At 67.0% G+C, this 24,015-nt stretch carries 20 protein-coding genes; 16 read left to right on the top strand and 4 right to left on the bottom strand.

Translation table 11 applies throughout. The features are described from left to right. Positions 1-77 precede the first annotated feature (77 nt). Entirely contained in the window at positions 78-1,016 is a 939-nt protein-coding gene (locus tag C7389_RS17450) for a hydrogen peroxide-inducible genes activator (protein WP_133593854.1), read from the top strand. Positions 1,017-1,150: 134 nt separating this feature from the next. Beyond that, positions 1,151-1,621 (top strand): Dps family protein, encoded by a 471-nt coding sequence (locus C7389_RS17445; protein ID WP_133593851.1) that lies wholly within the window; start codon positions 1,151-1,153, stop codon positions 1,619-1,621. 85 nt (positions 1,622-1,706) lie between these two features. Here the strand turns inward: C7389_RS17445 and C7389_RS17440 are convergent, their stop codons facing one another. From C7389_RS17440 to C7389_RS17425, 4 genes are all read right to left on the bottom strand, one after another. Next, entirely contained in the window at positions 1,707-4,271 is a 2,565-nt protein-coding gene (locus C7389_RS17440; protein ID WP_133593849.1) for a DNA topoisomerase III, read from the bottom strand. A gap of 115 nt (positions 4,272-4,386) precedes the next feature. Continuing rightward, positions 4,387-4,854, bottom strand: coding sequence for a Smg family protein (locus C7389_RS17435; protein WP_133593847.1), 468 nt, complete (start codon positions 4,852-4,854; stop codon positions 4,387-4,389). 87 nt (positions 4,855-4,941) lie between these two features. Continuing rightward, positions 4,942-6,063 (bottom strand): DNA-processing protein DprA, encoded by a 1,122-nt coding sequence (gene dprA, locus C7389_RS17430; RefSeq protein WP_246034857.1) that lies wholly within the window; start codon positions 6,061-6,063, stop codon positions 4,942-4,944. A 4-nt stretch (positions 6,064-6,067) separates the two neighbouring features. After that, positions 6,068-7,099: a LysM peptidoglycan-binding domain-containing protein gene (locus C7389_RS17425; protein WP_133593843.1), complete on the bottom strand. Its 1,032-nt coding sequence runs from the start codon at positions 7,097-7,099 to the stop codon at positions 6,068-6,070. 174 nt (positions 7,100-7,273) lie between these two features. On the opposite strand from C7389_RS17425, the gene def reads away from it, so the two are divergent. From def to C7389_RS17350, 14 genes are all read left to right on the top strand, one after another. Next, positions 7,274-7,777: a peptide deformylase gene (gene def / locus C7389_RS17420; RefSeq protein ID WP_133593841.1), complete on the top strand. Its 504-nt coding sequence runs from the start codon at positions 7,274-7,276 to the stop codon at positions 7,775-7,777. A 58-nt stretch (positions 7,778-7,835) separates the two neighbouring features. After that, positions 7,836-8,804: a methionyl-tRNA formyltransferase gene (gene fmt, locus C7389_RS17415; RefSeq protein WP_133593839.1), complete on the top strand. Its 969-nt coding sequence runs from the start codon at positions 7,836-7,838 to the stop codon at positions 8,802-8,804. Between the two features lie 79 nt (positions 8,805-8,883). After that, a complete protein-coding gene (gene htpX / locus C7389_RS17410) occupies positions 8,884-9,726 on the top strand; it encodes a zinc metalloprotease HtpX (RefSeq protein ID WP_133593837.1) in 843 nt (280 codons plus the stop codon). 182 nt (positions 9,727-9,908) lie between these two features. Then, complete coding sequence (gene fdnG, locus C7389_RS17400) at positions 9,909-12,971, top strand: formate dehydrogenase-N subunit alpha (protein ID WP_162851773.1); 3,063 nt, start codon at positions 9,909-9,911, stop codon at positions 12,969-12,971. Between the two features lie 10 nt (positions 12,972-12,981). Continuing rightward, positions 12,982-13,902 carry a formate dehydrogenase subunit beta gene (gene fdxH / locus C7389_RS17395; RefSeq protein WP_133593830.1) on the top strand — a complete coding sequence of 307 codons (921 nt, stop codon included), beginning with the start codon at positions 12,982-12,984 and terminating at the stop codon, positions 13,900-13,902. Further along, positions 13,899-14,525, top strand: coding sequence for a formate dehydrogenase subunit gamma (locus C7389_RS17390; protein WP_133593828.1), 627 nt, complete (start codon positions 13,899-13,901; stop codon positions 14,523-14,525). Before fdxH ends, C7389_RS17390 begins: the two co-directional genes overlap by 4 nt. 146 nt (positions 14,526-14,671) lie before the next feature. After that, positions 14,672-15,604 carry a formate dehydrogenase accessory protein FdhE gene (gene fdhE, locus C7389_RS17385; protein ID WP_133593826.1) on the top strand — a complete coding sequence of 311 codons (933 nt, stop codon included), beginning with the start codon at positions 14,672-14,674 and terminating at the stop codon, positions 15,602-15,604. Positions 15,605-15,730: 126 nt separating this feature from the next. Continuing rightward, positions 15,731-17,185 carry an L-seryl-tRNA(Sec) selenium transferase gene (selA, locus tag C7389_RS17380; RefSeq protein WP_133593824.1) on the top strand — a complete coding sequence of 485 codons (1,455 nt, stop codon included), beginning with the start codon at positions 15,731-15,733 and terminating at the stop codon, positions 17,183-17,185. A 202-nt stretch (positions 17,186-17,387) separates the two neighbouring features. Next, on the top strand, positions 17,388-18,752 hold the full coding sequence (locus C7389_RS17375) for an NAD(P)/FAD-dependent oxidoreductase (RefSeq protein ID WP_133593822.1): 1,365 nt from the start codon (positions 17,388-17,390) through the stop codon (positions 18,750-18,752). After that, a complete protein-coding gene (locus C7389_RS17370) occupies positions 18,749-19,270 on the top strand; it encodes a TlpA family protein disulfide reductase (protein ID WP_246034856.1) in 522 nt (173 codons plus the stop codon). Before C7389_RS17375 ends, C7389_RS17370 begins: the two co-directional genes overlap by 4 nt. 11 nt (positions 19,271-19,281) lie before the next feature. After that, entirely contained in the window at positions 19,282-20,394 is a 1,113-nt protein-coding gene (locus C7389_RS17365) for a transglutaminase-like domain-containing protein (RefSeq protein ID WP_133593819.1), read from the top strand. 19 nt (positions 20,395-20,413) lie between these two features. Next, entirely contained in the window at positions 20,414-21,526 is a 1,113-nt protein-coding gene (locus C7389_RS17360) for an acyl-CoA dehydrogenase family protein (RefSeq protein WP_133593817.1), read from the top strand. Between the two features lie 118 nt (positions 21,527-21,644). Then, on the top strand, positions 21,645-22,505 hold the full coding sequence (locus C7389_RS17355) for a phosphate/phosphite/phosphonate ABC transporter substrate-binding protein (protein WP_211168316.1): 861 nt from the start codon (positions 21,645-21,647) through the stop codon (positions 22,503-22,505). Further along, positions 22,489-23,661 carry a ferritin-like domain-containing protein gene (locus C7389_RS17350; RefSeq protein WP_133593815.1) on the top strand — a complete coding sequence of 391 codons (1,173 nt, stop codon included), beginning with the start codon at positions 22,489-22,491 and terminating at the stop codon, positions 23,659-23,661. The genes C7389_RS17355 and C7389_RS17350 overlap by 17 nt, the downstream gene beginning before the upstream one ends. The last annotated feature ends 354 nt before the right edge of the window (positions 23,662-24,015 follow it).

Below are 24,015 nucleotides of genomic sequence, written 5' to 3'. Positions count from 1 at the left end.
GCTCCCGGTCCGCGGCTGTGCGGGGTAACATCGGCCCTCTCCGGTACCGAGGACCTGCCGCGGCAGGACGCTAGTTTATGACGCTTACCGATCTACGTTATCTCGTTGCCCTGGCACACGAACGCCATTTCGGCCGGGCCGCGGAGAAATGCCACGTCAGCCAGCCCACCTTGTCGGTCGCCATCAAGAAGGTGGAGGACGAACTGGGCATACAGCTCTTCGAGCGCAGCGCCGCCGAGGTCAAGATCACCGAGACGGGTCGCCGCATCGTCGCCCAGGCGGAAAAGGTGCTGATGGAGGCGGGCCAGATCCAGGAGATCGCCGCCGCTGGCAAGGATCCGCTGGCGGGGCCGCTGCGCGTCGGCGTCATCTACACCATCGGCCCCTACCTGCTGCCGCGGCTGATTCCGCGGGTACATCAGCTGGCGCCGCGCATGCCGCTGATCATCCAGGAGAACTACACCACCCGGCTGGCGGAGGCGCTCAAGCGCGGCGAACTGGACGTCATCATCATCAGCCTGCCCTTCGAGGAGGCCGGCATCGTCGCCCAGCCGGTGTACGACGAACCCTTCCGGGTGCTCATCCCGGCCGAGCATCCGTGGAAGAACAGCGAGAGTATCGATCCCGACCAGCTCGCCAACGACCAGCTGCTGCTGCTGGGCGCCGGCAACTGTTTCCGCGACCAGGTGCTGGAAGTCTGTCCGCACTGCCGCAACGTCGGCGGCCTGCAGCGCACGCTGGAGGGCAGCTCGCTGGAGACCATACGCCATATGGTCGCCACCGGACTGGGCGTTACCGTATTGCCCAGTTCCGCTGCCGACGAAATGACGCTGCAGAACCAGCTGGTGGCGGTGAGGCCTTTCGCCGAGCCTCAGCCGGTGCGCCGGGTGGCGCTGGCCTGGCGGGTAACCTATCCGCGCAGCGGCGCGATCGACATCCTGCGCACAGCTATTCTGGAAAGCGAATTGCCCGGTGTACGCCCGCTGGGCCGGGCGCCGGTGACCGAGGCCGCCTGAGCGGGTGGGTGGGGCGATAGGTAAACCCGATGAAGAGGATTTCGAGGATCAATTAGCACTATTAAAGGCAGGGGAATAGGATTCACCCATCGGCTGCAGCAAGGCCATCCGTTCGACAGACAAGGAGAAATACCATGGACATCGACATCGGCATCAACAAGGAAGAAAGGGCCAAGATCGCGGACGGCCTTTCCCGGCTGCTTGCGGACACCTATACCCTCTACCTCACTACCCACAATTTCCACTGGAACGTCACTGGCCCCATGTTCAACACGCTGCACCTGATGTTCGAGCAGCAGTACAACGAACTGGCGCTGGCGGTGGATCTGGTGGCGGAACGCATCCGCGCCCTGGGTTTCCCGGCGCCGGGCACCTACAAGCAGTTCCAGCAACTGGCCAGCATAGGCGAGCCGGATGGCGTACCGGCGGCGAACGACATGATCCGCATCCTGGTACAGGGCCAGGAGGCCGTGGTCAGAACCGCCCGCAGCATCCTGCCGCTGACGGACAAGAACAGCGACGAGCCGACCACGGACCTGCTGACCCAGCGCATGCAGGTGCACGAAAAGAACGCCTGGATGCTGCGCAGCCTGCTGGAAGGCTGAGGGATCGTCGGCCGCAGCCGGCGCCGCGGGCAGAAAAACGAACGGGCCCGACAGGGCCCGTTGTTTTTTGCCGCCTCAGCAGTACTCAGGCGGATTTACTGGCGCGCTTGCGCGGGGCCGGCTTGGCTTCCGCCGCTTCGCCGCTCTTCTCGGCCTTGCCGGCACCTGCCTTGGCAGTGGCCGCCTTGGGAGCGCGGGGTTCGAACTCGAAGCCGACCTTGCCGTCCTTCCCCCGCACCAGGAAGGCGGAGAACTTGCGCCGGGTACGGGCGGAAACGAAGCCCTTCAGCAGATCCGTCTTGCCCTCGGCCAGCAGCTTGCTCATCTGTTCCCGGTCTATGGGCTGTTGCAGGATGATCTTGCCGGAGCGGAAGTCGCAGCTCTTGCCCGGGCCCACCGACTTCTCGCAGACGTAGGCAAGGCCGTGTTCGTATACCGCGCTGCTGCACTTGGGGCACGGCCCGAGGGGTTGCTGATCGGAAAAATCGACCGCCTCGGCGCCTTCCTCGCCTTCCTTCGGCTGGCCGAAATCGAACTCCGGCTGCTTGTCGTCGTTGAGCTTGATCTCGGCGTTGAACAGCCGGCCCATCTTGTTGCGGAAGCCCAGCAGCGGACCGACCTTGCCCTCGCGCAGCAGGGTCTCGATCTCGCCGATCTCGAACTGACGGCCGGCGACGATCTTCCAGGTGCTCCAGTCGCAAGACTGGCAGGCGAACTTCTTGTAGTTCTCCTTCACCGTGCCGCCGCACTTGGGGCAGGGCGTTTGCAAGGTGACGAAGTCGCCCGGCACGGTGTCGGACTCGTAGCGCTTGGCGCGCTCGACCACCTCGCGTGCCATCTCGGCGATTTCGTGCATGAAGGCGTCGCGCGACAACTCGCCACGCTCCATGCGCGACAGCTTGTACTCCCAGCCGCCGGTGAGCTCCGGCGAGGTCAGCGCATTCACGCCCAGGCCCTTCAACAGCGTGATCAGCGAGAAGGCCTTGGCGCTGGGAATCAGCTCGCGGCCCTCGCGGTGGATGTACTGCTCGGCGATCAGGCCTTCGATGATCTGCGCTCGGGTGGCTGGCGTGCCGAGGCCGCGCTCGGCCATGGCGGCGCGCAGTTCCTCGTCGTCCACCATCTTGCCGGCACCTTCCATGGCCGACAGCAGCGTGGCTTCGTTGAAGCGCGCCGGCGGCTTGGTCTGCAGCGACTTGAGCAGGATGTCCTCGGTGGCGACGGTTTCGTTCGGCTGCACCGGCACCAGCTGCGGGCCGCCGCCCTCCTTGTCGTCCTTCTCGTTCGCCGCTTCCTTGCCGTAGACGGCGAGCCAGCCGGCATTCACCAGCACCTTGCCTTCGGTCTTGAAGGCCTCGCCTTCGACGCGGGTGATGCGGGTGGTGATCTGGTACTCGGCGGCCGGGTAGAACACCGCGAGGAAGCGCCGGGTGACCAGGTCGTAGATCTTCTGCTCGGCTTCCGACAGGCTCTTGGGCAGCGTGCCGGTGGGAATGATGGCGAAGTGGTCGGAGATCTTGGTGTTGTTGAAGATGCGCTTGTTCGGCCGCACCCAGCCTTGCTTGGCGATCTCGTTGGCGAAGGGCGCGTACTCGTCCGGCAGGCCGCGCATCACGTCCTTCACCGTGCCAAGGTAGTCCTCGGGCAGCGCGCGGGCATCGGTACGCGGGTAGGTGAGCACCTTGTGCTTCTCGTACAGCGCCTGGGCCAGCTGCAGGGTGACGCGGGCGGAGAAGCCGAAGCGGCCATTGGCTTCGCGCTGCAGGCTGGTAAGGTCGAACAGCAGCGGCGACAGCTGCGTGGAAGGCTTGGCTTCCTCGCTGACCTTGCCCGGCTTGCCCTCGCACTTGGCGCGGATGGCTTCGGCCTTGGCCTTGTCCCACAGGCGATGGGCATTGGCGTGCTCGTCGCCTTCCGGCTTCTTGAACTGCTCGTCGAACCAGCGCCCGGCATAGCTGCCCGCCTGGCAACCGAAGCTGGCTTCCAGCTCCCAGTAGTCGCGCGGCTTGAACTTGCGGATCTTGTCTTCGCGCTCGACCACGATGGCCAGCGTGGGTGTCTGCACCCGGCCGACGGTGGTGAGGTGGAAACCGCCCGTCTTGGAGTTGAACGCGGTCATTGCCCGTGTGCCGTTGATGCCGATCAGCCAGTCGGACTCTGCGCGGCAGACGGCGGCGTTGCGCAGGCCTTCCACGTCCCGCGCGGTACGCAGGTGGGCGAAGCCGTCGCGGATCGCGGTGGCAGTCATCGACTGCAGCCACAGCCGCTGCACCGGTTTGCTAGTGCCGGCGTGCTGGACAATGAAGTTGAAGATGAGCTCACCCTCGCGTCCCGCGTCACAGGCGTTGATCAGGCCGGTGACGTCCTTGCGCTTGATCAGCCGCGTCAGCAGCTTCAGGCGGTCATCCGTCTTTTCGATCGGCTTGAGGGCGAAGTGCGGCGGGATGACCGGCAGGTGGGCGAAGGTCCATTTGCCCCGCTTGACCTCGTATTCCTCGGGCACGGCCAGCTCGAGAAGGTGGCCCACGGCGGACGACAACACATAGTCGTCGGACTCGTAGTAGTCCTTCTCCTTGGTGAAGCCGCCCAGCGCACGGGCGATGTCCTGCGCGACGGAAGGCTTTTCCGCGATGATCAGTTGCTTGCTCATGCCTGTTGGGCGGGGGCAGGAAGCCGTTACCGGCCGTGGCCCCGGAGGTTGTGAAGCGGCGGATGATAAAGAGGCGTCCGCCCGGCGTGCAAGCCGGGCAGTTGGGCGGTAAGGCTCAGTGCAGAACCGGGCCTTGTTCCTCGTCCTCGCTGGAAAGCAGCTCGTCTACGATCAGGCTGTCCATGGGCTGTTCCTGCTGCCACAGCACCATCAGCACGATGACCTTGAGCCGGTTCAGATTGATGCTGAGCTTGTCGAGCGCCATGGCCCGCTCGATGATCATCTCGCGGCTGAGGGCGTCGAGCACGCCGGCGCTTTCGAGAAAGGCCAGGAAGCCGCGGCATTCGGGATTCAGCCTGACGGTTTCCTCTTCGGCATAGAGACGGATTGCGCCGGCCGAGGGCGCGACACAGGGAAGCGCGGTCTCCGCTACCCGGCGCAGGCCGGACAGCCATTCCAGCGCTTCGGTAATTTCTTCGTCCTCGAAGCCCGCCGCCGACAGTTTGCGGGCAAGTTGCTCCGACTCGGGGCAGGCATCGGCGTGGATGTAGCTTTCGAAGAGGTATACAAGAATGTCGAACAAGGTCACCTCCCGGAATCGCCGCGGCGGGTCTCGACGACCGCGCGCGTTATTGCCTGAACCGCCTGGCATAGCCGCGGAGGCGGCAGCTTACAGGCGCTGGAACCGGTTGCCCGGCAGGCGGGCGATTCGTCCGTCCAGTTCCATGGCGAGGAGCATGGCGTAGAGCGAATCGACCGTCAAGCCGCAGCGGAGCGCCAATGTGTCGATGTCCACGGGGTCGTGACCGAGGGCGGAGAGCAGGCGTTTGGTGGGCTCGTCACCTTCGTTGGTGGAATGGGTCGGGCTTGGGGCAGCGGGTGCCGATGCCGGAAGCGGCGAGCCGAGCCGGGGGCGCAACTCCTCCAGGATGTCCTCCGCGGTCTCGACCAGCTTGGCGCCGTCGCGGATCAGGCGGTGGCAGCCGCGGGACAGCGGCGAATGGATGGAGCCTGGAATGGCGAAGACTTCGAGCCCGTCTTCGGTCGCCAGCCGTGCGGTGATCAGCGAGCCGCTGCCGACGGCCGCCTCCACCACCAGCACGCCGAGCGAGAGGCCGGCGATGAGCCGGTTGCGCCGGGGGAAGTGGTGGCGTTGTGCAGCACTGCCCAAGGGGAATTCGCTGAGGATGAGGCCGCGCGCCGCGATCTCCCTGGCCAGCGAGGCGTTCCGGGCCGGGTAGATGCGATCCGCGCCGGTGCCGATTACCGCGATGGTGGCCGCGGATTCGTCCGCCAGTGCGCCGCGGTGGGCAGCGGCGTCTATGCCCAGCGCAAGTCCGCTGACGATGGTGAGGCCAGCCGAGCACAGGTGGCGGGCGAAGGCATGGGCATTTTCCTCGCCCTGAGGCGTGGCCGAGCGGGCGCCGACGATAGCCAGCGCGGGCCGGTCGAGGAGATCCAGGTTGCCCTTGGCGTACAGCAGCGGCGGGGGATCGGTGATATCCAGCAGAGCCCTGGGGTAGGCGGCGTCGGCCAGCGTCAGGATGTGGTTGCCGTCTTCGCTGGACCAGGCGAGTGCGGTGTCGATGGCCGCCTGGTCGGGCGAGGCCGATAGCAGGTCGGCTGCCTCGCTGCCGACGACGCTGGCAAGGCTGCTGCGGCTGGCGTCGAAGATCTGCCTGGGCAGGCCGAAGGCGGAAAGCAGTTTGCGCTGCTGCGCTGGCCCGATGCCGGGCACGAGAGTCAGCCGCAGCCAGGCGGCGAGATCGCTGAGGTCGGCGTCTGCGGTCAATGGCTCAGGGTTTGCGGACGCGGTCGCCGATGGCAACCGGGCCATCCGACTCCATCACCAGCGCATAGGCGATGTGGTCGAACACGCGGAACACCACCGCCAGGCCGTAGCGCTTCTCCGGCAGCACGTAGACTTCGCGGGCGCCGTCGTTGGTGTATTCCGCAGTGCCGCGGTTGCGGTATAGCGCCAGCACATGGCCACGCTCCAGACCTTCGTTGTCGCCGATGTCCAGGGCGACAACGTTGAGGCTGCCCGTTTCTGCGACGCCGCGGTGGATGGAGACGAGCTGGCCGTTCACCTCCTGCTCCGGCGCATGCGGTGCATAGGAGAACACCGTCGGCCGCTCGCTCGGCAGCATCAGGTCGCCGACGCCGATCTCCTCGTTGGCATTGATGATCTCCAGCGTGGCCGGGTTACCGCGCTCGCTTACCCGCGCGGAGCCGAGATGGACGACTTCGTAGCCGATGACTTCCTTGGTACCCGGGCGCTCCAGCGGGCGGGCAGGGCGGTAGATCTGCCAGACGTCCACGCCGTCGCGCACGTTCTTGGCGAACACCGTGTCGCCAGCGCCCATGTAGACCCGGCTGGTTTCGGTGGCGACGATGGTGGCAGAGCCCTCAACCCGCGCCTGGTCGACCACCAGCGGCTGGACCAGGAAGGGGTCGATGACGTGCAGCGGAATGCTGGGCACCGCCTGGCCGAGTGCTTCGCTATAGACCTGGGGGAAGAGCTTTTCGTCCTGGGCGCCACCGACGCGCCGGCCGACGGTGAGCCAGGGTCCGCTGCGGTCCAACATGATGACCTGGCCGGGGTAGATCAGGTGCGGGTTGCGCACCTGGTCGCGATTCAGACGCCAGACTTCCGGCCAGCGCCACGGCTGCTTGAGGAAGCGGCCCGAGATGCCCCACAGCGTGTCGCCGCGAACCACCGTGTAGGTGTCGGGCGCGTCATCCGCCAGCGCTACGCCCTGTGCCGCCGCCGGGCCGCTCAACAGGCCTGCGATGCAGAGGACGAGAGGGAATATAATTCGGATCATTGCTCGCTTCCGGTAGGTACGGGCGGCGGCCCGCTCGGAACGCCCTCTGTTCCGCCGGGTCCACGACTTCTGTTCGCGGTGTGTGCGGTCGGCCCGCAGGCCGTCTCAGCACGTAGGCATGCATGTCAAACCGCTTGAAATTCTGCACGTAATGGCTTAACCCGGCAAGCATTTATGGCTCTGTTACCCATCCTCCGATATCCCGATTCCCGCCTTCATACCGTGGCCCGCCCGGTGACCGAGGTGGATGATTCCATCCGCCGTCTCGTCAAGGACATGGCGGAGACGATGTACGAAGCGCCGGGCATTGGCCTGGCAGCCACCCAGGTCGATGTTCACCGCCGCGTGGTGGTGATCGATGTGAGCGAGGACAAGAGCGGCCTGATCGCCCTCATCAACCCGGAGATTCTCGAGCGTTCCGGCGAGCAGGTATGCGAAGAAGGCTGCCTGTCGGTGCCGGGCGTCTATGAGAAGGTGACCCGCGCCGAGCGGGTGAAGGTGAAGGCGCTCAACGACAAGGGCGAGCCCTTCGAACTGGAAGCCGAGGGCCTGCTCGCGGTGTGCATCCAGCACGAGATCGATCACCTGGATGGCAAGGTCTTCGTCGAGTACTTGTCGCCCCTCAAGCTCGGCCGCATCAAGACCAAGCTGGCGAAGAAGGCACGAATCACCGCCTGAAGCGCCCCATCCCGGCAGCCGGCGCGAGGCCGGCTGCGTTCTGCAGGCCTTGAATCCCATGACTCGCCCTCTTCGCGTCGCCTTCGCGGGCACGCCTGAATTCGCCGCCTGCGCGCTGGATGCAATTGCCGCTGCCGGTTACGAAATCCCGCTGGTGCTGACCCAGCCCGATCGCCCTGCCGGCCGCGGCATGAAGCTGATGCCCAGCCCGGTGAAGCAACTTGCGCTCGACCGCGGCTTCCCGGTGGATCAACCGGAGCGCCTGCGTACCGAGGAGCAGCGCGCCGCGCTCGTCGCCTGCGCGCCCGACGTGCTGGTAGTGGCGGCCTACGGCCTCATCCTGCCGAAGGCGGTGCTGGAATTGCCGCGCTACGGCTGTCTCAACATCCACGCCTCGCTGCTGCCGCGCTGGCGCGGTGCCGCGCCCATCCATCGTGCGATAGAAGCGGGCGATGCGGAGACCGGCATCACCATCATGCAGATGGACGAAGGCCTGGACACTGGCCCGATGCTGCTGCGCCGCCGGTTGCCCATCCTGCCGAACGACACCACCGGCAGCCTGCACGACCGCCTTGCCGCACTCGGCGCGCAGTGCATCGTCGAAGCGCTGGCTGCGCTGCCGGATGGCAGTCTGACAGCGGAACCCCAGCCGGAGACGGGCGTGACCTACGCGGCCAAGATCGGCCGCGCCGAATCCGCCCTGGACTGGAGCCGGCCCGCGGCGGAGTTGCACTGTGCGATCCGCGCCTTCAACCCCTTTCCGGGCGCAGTCGGTTCGCTGAGGGACACGACCATCAAGATCTGGGCCGCCGAGAGGGTGGCGGGGGGGGAACTGGCCGGAAGCGAAGCCGGCACGGTGCTCGCTGCCGGCGAGGAAGGCATCGTCGTCGCCTGCGGCGAGGGCGCGTTGCGCCTGCTGCAGTTGCAGCGCCCTGGCAGCAAGCGCTTGCCGGCGGGGGAATTCCTGCGTGGATTCAATGTCTCTGCCGGCGAGAGATTCGTGCCGCCCGCCGTCCAGGGCGATTGAAAGCGGCGCCTTCGTCCCCATCTATCGCAGCGTCGGCGGCTTGCCGCCAAGCGCAAGACTCTAAGAGAGGAAACGCGAAATGTTCGGAAACTGGATCAAGACCTCCATCCTCATGGCCGGTATCGTCGCCCTGTTCGGCGTGGTCGGCGGGGTCATCGGCGGGCAGCAGGGCATGCTGCTGGCGCTGGTGTTCGGTGGGGCCATGAACCTGTGGGCCTATTGGTTCTCGGACAAGATGGTGCTGAAGATGTACCGGGCCCGCGAGGTGGACGAGACCACCTCGCCCTACCTCTACAACATGGTGAAGGGCCTCGCCGGCCGTGCCGGCCTGCCGATGCCCAAGGTGTACATCATCGACGAGGACCAGCCCAACGCCTTCGCCACCGGCCGCAACCCGGAGAACGCGGCAGTGGCCGCCACCACCGGCATCATGCGTATGCTCTCCGAGCGCGAGCTGCGTGGCGTGATGGCGCACGAGCTGGCGCACGTGAAGAACCGCGACATCCTGATCTCGACCATCTCCGCCACCGTGGCTGGCGCGATTTCCTCGCTCGCCCAGTTCGGCATGTTCTTCGGCGGGCGCGACGGCGAGAACCGGCCCAACCCCATCGTCGCCATCATCGTGATGATCATGGCGCCCATCGCCGGCATGCTGATCCAGATGGCCATCAGTCGTACCCGCGAGTTCGGTGCCGACCGCGGCGGCGCGGAGATCTCCGGCGATCCGGAAGCGCTCGCCAGCGCGCTGGCGAAGATCGACGCCTACGCCCGCGGCATCCCGATGCATACCGCGGAAGCCCACCCTGAGACTGCGCAGATGATGATCATGAATCCGCTGTCCGGCGGCGGGCTGCGCGGCCTGTTTTCCACCCACCCTTCCACGGAAGAGCGAATCGCCAAGCTTCGTGCGATGGTGCACTGAGCACCACGCCGGAAGGAGTATTCTGCCGGGACATTCTGTCCGTATCACGGACAGAATGTCCCGGTTTGCTTTCAGGGGCCGGCCGTAGAACCCGCTTTCCGCCTGCACTAAAGGAGGAGGAACGGAACTTGCAGAGAAAGCGGTTGGTTTTCAACACAACCACTACCCGAAGAGGGGGAATCATGCACGTCTCGAGGCGAGGCTTTTTCAAAGTCTGTGCCGCGGGCATGTCGGGATCCAGCCTGGTCGCAATGGGGTTCGCCCCGACTGCGGCGCTGGCGGAGGTCAGGCAGTTCAAGCTCGCGCACACTACCGAAACCCGTAACACCTGTCCGTACTGTTCCGTGGCCTGTGGCCTGCTGGTCTATTCGATCGGCGATGGCGCCAAGAACACCAAGGCGAAGGTCATCCACATCGAGGGCGACCCGGACCATCCGGTGAACCGCGGCACGCTGTGCCCCAAGGGCGCCGGCCTGCTGGATTTCGTCAGCAGCCCCGCCCGCCTGAAGTACCCGGAAGTGCGCGAAGCCGGCACCAACGAATGGAAGCGTATTTCGTGGGAAGAAGCCTATTCCCGCATCACGCGCCTGATGAAGGATGACCGCGACGCCAACTTCATCGAAAAGAACGCCGATGGCGTCACCGTCAATCGCTGGCTGAGCACCGGCTTCCTTGCCGCCTCCGCCTCCCCTAGCGAAGCTGGATACATTACGCACAAGGTTGTCCGCAACCTTGGCATGCTTGCATTCGACAACCAGGCACGTGTCTGACACGGCCCGACGGTAGCCAGTCTGGCTCCGACGTTTGGCCGCGGCGCGATGACCAACACCTGGTCGGACATCAAGAATGCCGACGTCGTGTTGATCATGGGCGGAAATGCCGCCGAAGCGCACCCGTGCGGGTTCAAGTGGGTCATCGAAGCGAAGAAGCTGAACAAGGCGAAGCTGGTCGTGGTCGACCCGCGCTTCACCCGCTCCGCTTCGGTTGCCGACTACTACGCCCCCATCCGTACCGGCACCGATATCGCCTTCCTCGGCGGTGTCATCAACTACCTGTTGACCAACGACAAGATCCAGCACGAGTACGTCAAGGCGTACACCGACTTCACGTTCCTGGTCGACGACAACTTCAGCTTCGAGAACGGGCTGTACTCCGGCTACAACGCCGAGAAGCGCAGCTACGACAAGTCCACCTGGCAATACCAGCGTGGCGCGGACGGCTACGTCCTCACCGACCCGACGCTGGAAAACCCGCGCTGCGTGTACCAGCTGATGAAGAAGCACTACAGCCGCTACACGCCGGACGTGGTGTCCAACATCTGTGGCACGCCCGAGAAGCAGTTCCTCAAGGTCTGCGAGTACATCGCCTCGACCTCGGGCACCGGCCGGGTGATGACCATCATGTACGCGCTGGGCTGGACGCAGCACTCGCAGGGCTCGCAGATCATCCGCACCGGCGCGATGGTGCAGTTGCTGCTGGGCAACATCGGCGTCAAGGGCGGCGGCATGAACGCGCTGCGCGGTCACTCCAACATCCAGGGCCTGACCGACCTCGGGTTGATGACCAACCTGCTGCCGGGCTACATGACGCTGCCGAGCGAGAAGGAGGCGGACTACCGCGCCTACATCGACAAGCGTGCGCCCAAGCCCATGCGCCCGAACCAGATGTCGTACTGGCAGAACTACGAGAAGTTCCACGTCAGCCTGATGAAGGCCTGGTACGGCAAGGCCGCCACCGCCGACAACAACTGGTGCTTCGACTGGCTGCCCAAGCTCGACAAGCCGCACGACGTGCTGCAGGTGTTCGAGGACATGTCCCACGGCGAGGTCAATGGCTACTTCTGCCAGGGCTTCAACCCGCTGGCCGCGTTCCCGAACAAGCACAAGCTGAACACCGCGCTGGCCAAGCTGAAGTACCTGGTCATCATGGACCCGCTGGCGACCGAGACCTCCGAGTTCTGGAAGAACTACGGCGATCTCAATGACGTCGATACCGCCAGCATCCAGACCACGGTGTTCCGCCTGCCCACCACCTGCTTCGCCGAGGAAAGCGGCTCGCTGGTGAACTCCGCGCGCTGGCTGCAGTGGCACTGGAAGGGCGCCGAGCCCCCGGGCGAAGCCAAGCCGGATACTGAGATCATGGCTGGCCTGCACCTGCATCTGCGGGAGCTGTACAAGAAGGAAGGCGGTGCGTTCCCCGACCCCATCCTGAATCTCGACTGGCCGTACAAAATACCGCACGAGCCTTCGTCCGAAGAATTGGCGAAGGAATTCAACGGCAAGGCGCTGGAAGACCTGGCGGATCCGGCAGACCCGACCAAGATCATTCGCAAGGCTGGCGAGCAGCTCGACGGCTTCGCCCAGCTGCGTGCCGACGGTTCCACTGCCTGCGGCTGCTGGATCTTCGCCGGCAGCTGGACGCAGGCCGGCAACCAGATGGCGCGCCGGGACAACGCCGACCCCTACGGTGATGGTCAGACCCAGAACTGGGCATGGTCGTGGCCGGCCAACCGCCGCATCCTGTACAACCGTGCCTCGGCCGACCCGTCGGGCAAGCCGTGGGACAGCAAGCGCAGGCTGGTGTGGTGGGATGGCAAGAAGTGGGCCGGCGACGACGTGCCCGACTTCGCCCCGGCGTCCGCGCCGGAAGTCGGCATGGGGCCGTTCATCATGAACCCGGAGGGCGTGTCGCGCTTCTTCGCCCGGGACATGATGGTCGAAGGGCCGTTCCCCGAGCACTACGAGCCGACCGAGACGCCGATCGACGTGAACCCGATGAACAACAATCCGCAGGCCATCTACAACCCGGCCGCGCGGATCTTCAAGGGCGATCTGCCGAACTTCGGCACGTCGAAGGAGTTCCCGTACGCGGCAACCACCTACCGGCTCACCGAGCATTTCCACTACTGGACCAAGCACGTGCATATCAACGCCGTGCTGCAGCCGCAGCAGTTCGTGGAGATCGGCGAGGGGCTGGCGCATGAGAAGGGCATCGCCAACGGCGATCAGGTGCAGGTCAGCAGCAAGCGCGGCTACATCCGTGCCGTGGCCGTGGTGACCAAGCGCATCCGTGCGCTCAAGGTCAACGGCAAGACCGTGCACCAGGTCGGCATTCCGATCCACTGGGGTTTCCTGGGCCAGGCCAAGGCAGGCTACATCGCCAACACGCTGGTGCCCTTCGTTGGCGACGCCAACACCCAGACCCCGGAATCCAAATCCTTCCTCGTGAACGTCGAGAAGATTTGAGGAGATCGCCATGGCATTGCAATCGCTAGATATCAAGCGGCGCTCGGCGACCACCACGCCTTCTCCGCAGGCCCGTGAAACCCTGGAGGTCGCCAAGCTCATCGACGTCTCCGCCTGCATAGGCTGCAAGGCCTGCCAGGCGGCGTGCATGGAGTGGAACGACATCCGCGAGGAGGTGGGAACCAACGTCGGGGTGTATGACAACCCCAACGACCTCACCGCCCACCAGTGGACGGTCATGCGCTTCGACGAGGTGGAGACCGACGACGGCGGCCTGGAGTGGCTCATCCGCAAGGATGGCTGCATGCACTGCGAGGATCCGGGCTGCCTCAAGGCCTGTCCCTCGCCCGGCGCCATCATCCAGTACAGCAACGGCATCGTGGATTTCCACGAGGAGAACTGCATCGGCTGCGGCTACTGCATCACCGGCTGCCCGTTCAACGTGCCGCGCATCTCCAAGCAGGATGGCAAGGCCTACAAGTGCACCCTGTGCTCCGACCGCGTCGCGGTTGGCCAGGCGCCGGCGTGCGCCAAGGTCTGTCCGACCGGCGCCATCCAGTTCGGCTCGAAAGAGAAGATGAAGGAGTACGCCGAGACGCGCATCACCGACCTCAAGGAACGCGGCTACGACAACGCCGGTCTCTATGATCCGGCGGGTGTCGGCGGCACCCACGTCATGTACGTGCTGCATCACGCCGACAAGCCGGCGCTGTATCACAACCTGCCGAAGGATCCGACCATCAGCCCGACGGTGAGCCTGTGGAAGGGCATCACCAAGCCGTTGGCGATGGCGGCGCTGGGTGCGGCGGCGCTGGGCAGCCTGTTCCACTACGTCATGAAGGGCCCCAACGAAGTATCGAAGGAGCTCGAGGACGAAATGGAACGTGAAGACGAACGTCTGCGGGCGTTGGAGAAGGAGAACGCAAAATGATCCGCAATCCTCGCGACATTCAGCGTTACAACGCGTCGGAGCGTGCCAACCACTGGGTGGTGGGCATCTGCTTCATCCTGCTGGCGCTGTCCGGGCTGGCCTTCTTCCACCCGGCCTTCTTCCCGCTGACGCAGCTGTTCGGCAGTCCGACGTGGACGCGCATCCTGCACCCGTACATCGGTGTGGTGATGGCGGTGTTCTTCCTCATCATGACCTTGCGCTTCGCCCGCCTGAACTACATCGCCCAGCGCGACATCGAGTGGCTCAAGCGTGTCGGCGAGATGGTCAACGGCGACGACCACAACATGCCGGAGCAGGGGAAGTACAACGGCGGCCAGAAGATGCTGTTCTGGGGACTGGTGCTCGGCATGAGCCTGATCACCATCACCGGCGTGCTGATGTGGCGCAGCTGGGTCACCGTGCCGGTGGGGGTGATCCGTGTTGCCTCGGTGGTGCATGCCGCCGCCGCGGTGTTCATGATCGGCCTCATCATCATGCATGTGTACGCCGCCATCTGGACCAAGGGCACCATCCGCGCCATGCTCTACGGCACGGTGACCCGCGCCTGGGCCAAGCAGCACCACCGCGCCTGGTATCGCCAGGTCACCGGCGACAAGCGCTGACCGTGGCTCCAGGGCGCGGATAGCGCCGCGGGCGGGGGGCGGGCGGCATCGCAAGTCGCCGCAAGGCCTTTCGCCCGGGTGCCATTGCCGCCTCCTGAGCCGAATGACAGCCCGCCCGTGAGGGCGGGCTGTCCTATGGATACACCATGAGTCTCAATCCCAACCAGAACATCTCCGCCACCGACGGCGTGATTCCGCCGAGCAGCGATCCGATCGAGGTGTGCCAGCCGCAGAAGGCCGCTGTCTTCGCCGACCGCGCCCGCCGCTTCGACACGCTGGCCGCCGATCACAGCCTCGGCGAGTACCTGCGTTTCCTCGGCCGCGTCACCCGCCTGCAGCACGAATGCCTGCAGGACCATCCCGAAGTGCCGCTGCCGGATGCGGACGCGCTTGCCCGCGCCGCCGGCTACGGCATGCCGCCGCTGCCGGTTGGCGACTGGCCGCGCGATCCCGCTTGGCGTGCGCACCTGCGGCGCATCCTTACCGGCCTGCGCGAAGGCGCCAGCCCGGAAGTGATCGCGGTGCTGGACGCCCTGGCCAAGGCCGCTGATGACGAGCTGGAAAAGCTCGCCGACGCGGTGCTGGCCAACGACTATACGGTCGACAACGCCGGTGGCCTGCCGCTGGTGGCCGCCGCGCTGCAGGTCTACTGGACCCACATGGCCGCCGCCCCGGCGCTGAGCGGCCTCAAGCGGCTGGACGTGCCCAACGTCTGCCCCTGCTGCGGCAGCCTGGCGGTGGCCAGCGTGCTGCGTATTGGCGGCGAAGTCGCCAACCTGCGCTACCTGCATTGCTCGGTGTGCAACACCGAATGGAACATGGTGCGCGCCAAGTGCGTGAGCTGCGGCGGCCTGGAAAAGGTCTCCTACCGCCACATCGAAGGCGGTTCTGAGGCGGTCCGCGCCGAGTGCTGCGAGTCCTGCCACAGCTATCTGAAGATCGCCCAGCAGGACAAGGACCCGCTGGTGGACCCGGTGGCGGACGATCTCGCCACCCTGGCGCTGGACATTCTGGTGGACGAAGCCGGCTTCGAACGCGCCGGCCCCAATCCCTTGTTCATTCCCGGCAACGCCGAGTGACGTGCAGCAGACCGCCGCGCCTCGCGCGCGGCGGTGCTTGATGTGGGCCGCGTCGCGGCTAGACTGGTAAGTCGTCTCCGGCCCATCTTCCTTTTCGACCTCTCTGCCCGGTACGGGCGAAGGCCAATGAAAGCGCAATCCTCCGCACTTCCTGCCGCAAACGCTGCGGCCGCCGAAACCAAGCCGCCCGCCCTGCTGGCTTCCCTGCCCGCGGTGGATCGCCTGCTGGGCGAGGCAGCGCTGCAACAGGCTATCGCCGTGCATGGCCGCAGCCAGGTCGTGCAAGCCCTGCGCGCCACGCTTGCCGCCGCCCGCAGCGCCATCCTGGCCGGCAGTGGAGTCGCCGCCGGGGATACGCTGATCGCCGACACCCTCGCCGCGCTGGAGATCGCCGCCCGGCCCAATCTGCGCCGCGTCTTCAACCTCACCGGCACCGTGCTGCACACCAACCTGGGCCGCGCCACGCTGCCGGAAGAGGCCATCGCCGCCATGGTGGATGCCGCCCGCCACCCCTGCGCGCTGGAGTACGACCTCGCCTCCGGCGGCCGTGGCGACCGCGACGACCTGGTGAACGAGCTGTTGTGCGAGCTCACCGGCGCCGAGGCCGCCACCGTGGTGAACAACAACGCCGCCGCCGTCTTCCTGCTGCTGAACACCCTGGCACAGCGCAAGGAAGTGATCGTTTCCCGCGGCGAACTGGTCGAGATCGGCGGCGCCTTCCGCGTGCCGGACATCATGAAGCGCGCCGGCGCCAAGCTGGTCGAGGTCGGCTGCACCAACCGCACCCACGCCCGCGACTTCGAGGAAGCCATCGGTCCGCGCACCGCGCTGCTGATGAAGGTGCACACCAGCAACTATGCGGTCGAAGGCTTCACCAAGGCGGTGCCGCAGGCGGAGATCGCCGCCATCGCCCACGCCCGCGGCCTGCCCTTCGTCGAGGATCTCGGCTCCGGCACGCTCACCGCGCTGGAGGCCTGGGGCCTGCCGCACGAGCCCACGCCGGCCGAGGCCATCGCCGCCGGTGCCGACCTCGTCACCTTTTCCGGCGACAAGTTGCTCGGCGGCCCGCAGGCGGGCATCCTGGTCGGTCGCAAGGCGTTGATCGCCAGGATCAAGAAGAACCCGCTGAAGCGGGCGCTGCGCGTCGGCAAGATCACCCTCGCCGCGCTGGAAGCCGTGCTGCGCCTGTACCGTGACCCGGAGCGCCTGCCCGAGCGTCTGGAAAGCCTGCGCCTGCTCAGCCGCAGCGAGGCCGAGATCCACGCCCAGGCCGAGCACCTGCGGCCGGCCCTTGCCGCCGCGCTGGCCGGCTGGCCGGTGGATGTCACCGTCGAATCCATGCGCTCCCAGATCGGCTCCGGCAGCCTGCCGGTGGATCGCCTGCCTTCCGCCGGCCTGGTATGCCGGCCACAACGCAAGGGCGGCGTGCTCAACCGCCTGGAAAAAGCGCTGCGGGAACTACCGGTGCCGGTGGTCGGCCGCATCGCCGACAATGCGCTGTGGCTGGACCTGCGCTGCCTGCGCCCGGCCGACGACAACGAATTCGCCGCCCAGTGCGGCCGGCTGGCGCGCCCGGGCTGAAGTCCGGCACGCCGCCAACACCAACGCTTCCGGTCGCCCTCGTGGCTACCGGGGCGCCGGGCACATTCCGGCCGATCTGTGCATCGGCTGCCCGGTCGGCGGTCTGCGTACCGCCATTGCACGCACGGCCCCGTTAGCGCGGGGCCGGATTAAACCCTGTCGACTTCCGCGGCGGGGTGGCTGAAAAAAACGGGAGACATGAATGTCCGACAGTCACAGCGCCTCGCGCAGGCGCTTCCTTGCCGCGACCGGGGGGCTTGCCGCTTCCGCCGCCGCGGCACCGGTGCTCGCCCAGGCCGCGGCGCCCGCCGGCCTGCCGCCCTTGGTGGGGCGCGCCACCCAGAACCTGCTGCCGCGCGGCAAGGCCCGCCGCGTGGTGATCTGCGGTGGCGGCTGGGGCGGTGTCACCGCCGCCAAGTACCTGCGCCAGCTCGCGCCGCACATGGAAGTGGTGCTGCTGGAGCGCAACCCGGTGTTCTTCTCCTGCCCGATGAGCAACAAGTGGCTGGTGGACGTGGTGGACACCCAGTTCCTCACCCATGACTACCTCAGCGTGTCGGAGAAATACGGCTACCGCTTCATCCAGACCGAGATCCTGGAGATAGAGCGCGACACCAAGCGCGTCGTCACCGCGCTGGGCGCGGTGGATTACGACTACCTCATCGTCGCCCCCGGCATCCGCTACAACTACGAAGCCTGGTTCGCCAACGACAGACGCATGGCCGAGGCCACCCGGGCGCGTTTCCCGGCGGCCTACATCCCCAGCGCCGAGCACTTCCGCCTCAAGGATTCCCTGCGCGACTTCAAGGGCGGCACCCTGGTGATGACGCTGCCGCCGCCGCCCCAGCGCTGCCCGCCCAGCCCCTACGAGCGCGCCTGCCTCATCGCCTCCCTGTTCAAGCAGAAGAAGATTCCCGGCCGCATCCTCATCCTCGACCACAAGGACGGCCTGCGCCCCATCGGCCCCGGCTTCAAGGCCGCCTTCGAGGAGCTGTACAAGGACATCATCACCTACGTCCCCAACGCCCATGTGGAAGAGGTGGATCCCTTCAAGAAGCACATCAAGACCGCCGCCGGCGATTTCGACTTCGACCACGCCATCCTGATGGCGCCCCACCAGGCCGGCGACCTTGCCTGGAAGGCCGGGCTGGTGCCGGCACCCGGGCAGGGCAAGCCGGGCGGCTGGGCCGACGTCGATCCCCTGTTCCTGCATGCGCGCGACGACAAGGACGTCTACGTGATCGGCGACGCGGTGGGCTTCGTCTCCTCGCACTTCGCCTACTACCCCAAGGCCGGCCACGTCGCCAACCGCCACGCCCGCATCGTCGCCAGGTACATCGCCGCGCGCGAGGCCGGCCGCGAGCCCAACTACGCGCTGCCGGACAACCTCTGCTTCATGATGGTGAACACCGCGCCGCAGGAAGGCATCTCGGTGCAGTTCGACTACCACGTGAACGACCAGGGCGTCATCGAGCAGCGGCAGATGGACTTCAACGAGCGCTCGCCGGCCACCATCCCGGAAGACTTCAACTGGGCACGGCTGATCTACGAGGACATGTTCACATGATCCGGCCGCTGCAAACCATGTTGCGCGGCCTCGCCGCCGGGCTGCTGGGCCTGGCCCTGACGGCGCCGGCCGCCGCCCTGCAGATCGAAGCGCTGGAGCAGCTGCCGCCGCCGTCGCCCGCCCTGGCCGCCGCGCTGGAAGCCGCCCGCGGCAAGGCGGTGGTGGTGAACTTCTGGGCCAGCTGGTGCGAGCCCTGCCGCGAGGAAATGCCCGGGCTGGTGCAGTTCGACGAATCCGAGCCGGGCATCGCCCTGATCACCGTCGCCGTGGCCGACCGCGCCGCCGACAGCCGCCGCTTCCTCGACGACTACCTGCTGGAGCAGGTGGTGCTCATCGCCGATCCCGACCAGTCCATCGCCCGCAACTGGGGCGTCAAGATGATTCCCACCTCGGTCGTGCTCGACGCCGCCCACCGGCCCCGCCTGCGCATCCGTGGCGAGGCCGACTGGCACGACGCCGCGCTGCGCGAGCGTGTCCGCGCTTTTGCTCCGGCCGCCCCCACACAGAACCGCAAATAAGGATATCCACCATGGACCGCCGCCACTTCCTCAAGACCTCCGCCCTCGCCGCCAGCCTTGCCGTGCCCGCCTGGGCCGCCCGCGCAGCCGCGCCTGCCTCCACCTTCGCCCCCAGCCCGGGCGCCGGCTGGCGCCTGTTCGAAGTCACCAGCCGTGTCGAACCGCAGCAGAGCGGCGGCCTGGTGCGCGCCTGGGTGCCGCTGCCCTCCATGGAAGAAGCCGAGTGGTTCAAGCCCATGGGCAATCTGTGGAGCGGCAACGCCAGCCTGATGCGCGAAGTGCGCGACCCGGTGTACGGCGCCCGCATGCTCTACGCCGAATGGGCGCCCGGCACCGCCAGCCCGGCGCTGGAAGTGCTGAGCCGCTTCGCCACCCGCGACCGCGCCATTGACTTCTCCCGCCCCTCCGCCACCCCGCTGGCGCTGCCGGCCGCTGAACACGCCCTGTTCACCCGCGCCACCGAGCTGCTGCCCACCGACGGCATCGTGCGCGAGACCGCGCTGCAGATCACCAAGGGCACCCAGGGCGACGAAGCGAAGGCCCGCGCCATCTACGAATGGGTGGTGGACAACACCAGCCGCAATCCCGGCACCCGCGGCTGCGGCCTGGGCGACATCAAGACCATGCTAGAGACGGACACCCTCTCCGGCAAATGCGCCGATCTGAACGCCCTCTACGTCGGCCTCGCCCGTGCCGCCGGCCTGCCGGCGCGCGACATCTACGGCGTGCGCGTGGCCGACTCCCGCTTCGGCTACAAGAGCCTGGGCAAGAGCGGCGACATCTCCAAGGCCCAGCACTGCCGCGCCGAAGTCTTCCTCAGCCGCTTCGGCTGGGTGCCGGTGGACCCGGCCGACGTGCGCAAGGTGGTGCTGGAAGAACCGCCGGCCAATCTGGCGCTGAACGATCCCAAGGTCGTCCCGGTGCGCAAGCAGCTGTTCGGCGCTTGGGAAACCAACTGGCTGGCCTACAACGACGCCCACGACCTCAAGCTCTACGGCAGCGCCGGCCCCACGGTGCCCTTCCTGATGTACCCGCAGGGGGAAAGCGCCGCCGGCCGCTTCGACAGCCTGGACCCGGCCGCCTTCCGCTACACCCTGACTTCCCGCGAAATCACCGCTGCCTGATCCACCGAGGACACCGCAGATGAATCCGATGGAAACCCTGGAAAAGATCGTCACCGACATCGTTGCTCCGTCGGCGCTGGACACCGACCGCGAATCCCGCTTCCCGCGCGCCGCCATCAAGGCCCTGGGCGAGAGCGGCCTGCTCGGCCTCATCAGCGCCAAGGAGGTCGGCGGGCTGGGCGGCGGCCTGGCCGAAGCCAGCGCGGTGATCCGCCGCATCGCGCAGGACTGCCCCTCCACCGCCATGGTGGTGTGCATGCACTACTGCGCCACCTCGCTGATCGAGAAGCACGGCAGCGAAGCGGTGCGCCGCGACATCGCCGCCGGCCGCCACCTCAGCACCCTGGCCTTCTCCGAGGCCGGCTCGCGCAGCCACTTCTGGGCGCCGATGAGCAGCGCCACCGCCGACGGCGACGAAGTGGTGCTGGACGCCGCCAAGAGCTGGATCACCTCCGCCGGCGAGGCCGACTCCTATGTCTGGTCCAGCCGGCCGACCACCGGCGAGCGGCCGTGCTCGCTGTGGCTGGTGCCGGCCGCCACCGCCGGGCTGGAATTCTCCGGCGGCTTCGATGGCCTCGGCCTGCGCGGCAACGCCTCGCTGCCGGTGCGCGCCAACGGCGCCCGCATTCCGCGCAGCGCGCTGCTGGGTGAGGACGGCCGCGGCTCCGACCTGATGAACGCGGTGCTGCCCTGGTTCGCCAGCCTCAACGCCTCCAGTTCGGTCGGCCTCATGAATGGCGCGCTGGCCCGCGCCTGCGCCCACGTCGGCGCCACCCGCTACGCCCACCTCGGCAGCAGCCTGGCCGATCTGCCCACCATCCGCGCCTACCTGGCTAAGGCCCGCATCCGCACCGACCAGGCCGCCACGCTGCTGGACGACACCATCGCCGCCCTCGCCGCCGGCCGTGAGGATGCGGTGCTGCGCGTGTTCCAGACCAAGGCCGCCAGCGCCGAAGCCGCGCTCTACGTCACCGACACCGCCATGCGCGTCTGCGGCGGCGCCGCCTTCCGCAAGGAAGCCGGCGTGGAGCGCCTGTTCCGCGATGCCCGCGCCGCCTCCGTCATGGGGCCGACTTCGGACGTGCTTTACGATTTCATCGGCAAGATCATGCTCGGTCTGCCGATCTTCTGAGCGATCCGGCTGCTCGATACATATCACCGCTCGCCCCGGGCCGCCTTCCGCAGGCTCGGGGCGAACCGCATCTCCGGTTCAAATACCGGCCTGGCACGAAAGACTTTGAGGAATTGAAATGAGCGAAAAACTGACGATGGGCGCGGTCGCCTACGCCTCCAAGGTGGTCACCATCTGGGAAGGCTTCAAGGGCTACTTCGCCGCGAACGGCCTGGATTTCGACTACGTCCTGTACTCCAACTACGAACGCCAGGTGGAAGCCCAGTTTTCGGGCGAAGTGCAGATCGCCTGGAACTCCCCGCTGGCCTGGCTGCGCGCCGAGCGCATGGCCGCCGCCCGCGGCGTGTCCGACCAGGTGAAGGCGGTCGCCATGCGCGATACCGACCAGAACCTCAGCTCGGTGATCCTGGTGCGCGCCGACAGCGGCATCCGCAGCGTCGCCGACCTCGCCGGCAAGCGCATCGGCGTTGGCGCCATCGACTCGCCCCAGGCCACGCTGATCCCGCTGCAGTGGCTGCGCGAACAGGGCGTGGATACCGCCAGCCTGCAGATCGTGCGCAACGAAGTGCTCGCCGGCAAACATGGCGACCACATCGGCGGCGAGCGCGACGCCGCCCGCGCGCTCGCCGCCGGCGAAGTCGATGCCGCTTGCATCATCGACGGCAACCACCTGCTGTTCACCAAGGAAGGCACCCTGCCGCCGGGCCGCGTCGAAGTGCTGGCGCGCACCGCGCCCTACGACCACTGCAACTTCACCACCAGTCCCGGCGCGCCGGCCGCGCTGATCGACCGCTTCGTCACCCTGCTGCTCGGCATGTCCTACGACGATCCCCAGGTCCGCCCGCTGCTGGACCTCGAAGGCCTGCGCGCCTGGCGTCCGGGCCGCGTCAGCGGCTATCCGCTGCTCGACCGCGCGGTGACCGCCAGCGGCTTCTACGACGCAGCAGGCGCGGTGAAGGCAGATGGCTATCGCTACTGAAACGCTGGACCTGGGCGACCTCGGCTTCGACCGCGGCGCCCACTTGCTCATCCGCCGCGCGCTGGCCCGGCTCGCTCCCGGCCAGCGCCTGCAGGTGCGCGGCAGCCACCGCGAGCTGGCGCTGCACCTCGCCGGCTGGTGCCGCGGCCGCGGCGTCGCGCTGGAAGCCACCGAAGGCGCGCTGCTGCTCGGCCCCTGCGCCGCGCTGGCGCGCACCGAGCAGAGCGGCACCCCGGCCAGGCCGGCCGAATCCGCGCCCGCCACCTGGGGCATGGCCGCCCGCGGCGCGGACGTGGAACTGGGCGCGCCCGCCTACCACTTCCCCCTCGCCACCAAGGCCGAAGTCTGGGCGGAGGAAGCTGGCCGCCTCTACGCCCAGGCCGTCGCTGGCCAATGGGACCCGGACAGCGCCATCGACTGGAACGCCCCCTTCGAGTTGCCGGATGACGTGGAAGACGCGGTGGTGCAGGTCATGACCTACCTGGTCGAGAACGAGAACGCCGCCCTGCTCGTGCCGGCGCGCTTCCTCGGCCAGTTGCATCCGCACTTCCGCGAAGTCATGCAGTGCCTCGCCATCACCGTGGCGGACGAAGCCCGCCATGTGGAAGTCTTCAGCCGCCGCATCGCCCTGCGCGGCCGCAAGCCCGGCCTCTCCAGCGTCGGCGGTCAGGCCTCGCTCAAGACCCTGTTCGACACCGCCGACTTCTCCGTCTCCTCCCTGCTGCTGGCGGTGCTCGGCGAAGGCAGCTTCGTCAACCTGCTCAACTTCCTCAACCTCTACGCCCCCGACCCCGTCACCCGCCAGATCTGCCGCCTCGCCGCCCGCGACGAAGCCCGCCACGTCGCCTTCGGCATGTCCCACCTCGCCTGGCACATGGCCGAAGACCCCAGCCTGCGCCACCGCCTGGAAACCGCCGTCGAAGCCCGCTACGACGCCCTCGCCGACACCGACGGCCTCAACGAAGAAGTCTTCGACGCCCTCATCCTCCTCGCCGCCGGCGCCTTCGAACCGGCAGCCATCGCCACCGGCTACCAGCGCGTGCAAGACCTCGTCCGCGAAATGAGCGACGGCCGCCGCGCCCGCCTGATGAAGCTGGGCTTCAGCCTGCCGGAAGCGCAGGCGATGGCGGAACGGCATACGCGGAATTTCATGTAATCCAGGCGGGCAGCGTTTGGCATAGGGATGAATGCCGGGCGGTGGCTGCGGTTGTTTAGCGCGGACTCAACCTGGAGGAGGCATGAGGGCATGCGCATACCCGCATGTGCTCTGACACGTTTGAAGTGTTTCTCCGTTACATATCACTATGCATAAGTTCACGCCCGCAGCCGATCCTTGATGGCCTCTGGGTTTTCGGGTGGCGTATGCACAGGGTTATTCGCCACAGTCTGGAATACACGTCAGTTTTGACGTCTACAACACGTTGAACTAAACCGCTGACGCGGTGGTGAGAGCCTCGCCGCCGCGTTGTCTTGTCCCGGCGCCCTGGGCGCTCACCCCTTGCCGGTTCTC

This window comes from Azoarcus indigens, assembly GCF_004361735.1.
Taxonomy (GTDB): Bacteria; Pseudomonadota; Gammaproteobacteria; order Burkholderiales; family Rhodocyclaceae; genus Azoarcus; species Azoarcus indigens.
Note: the sequence above shows the minus strand (reverse complement) of the source record. Positions and strands in the feature narration are given on the sequence as shown.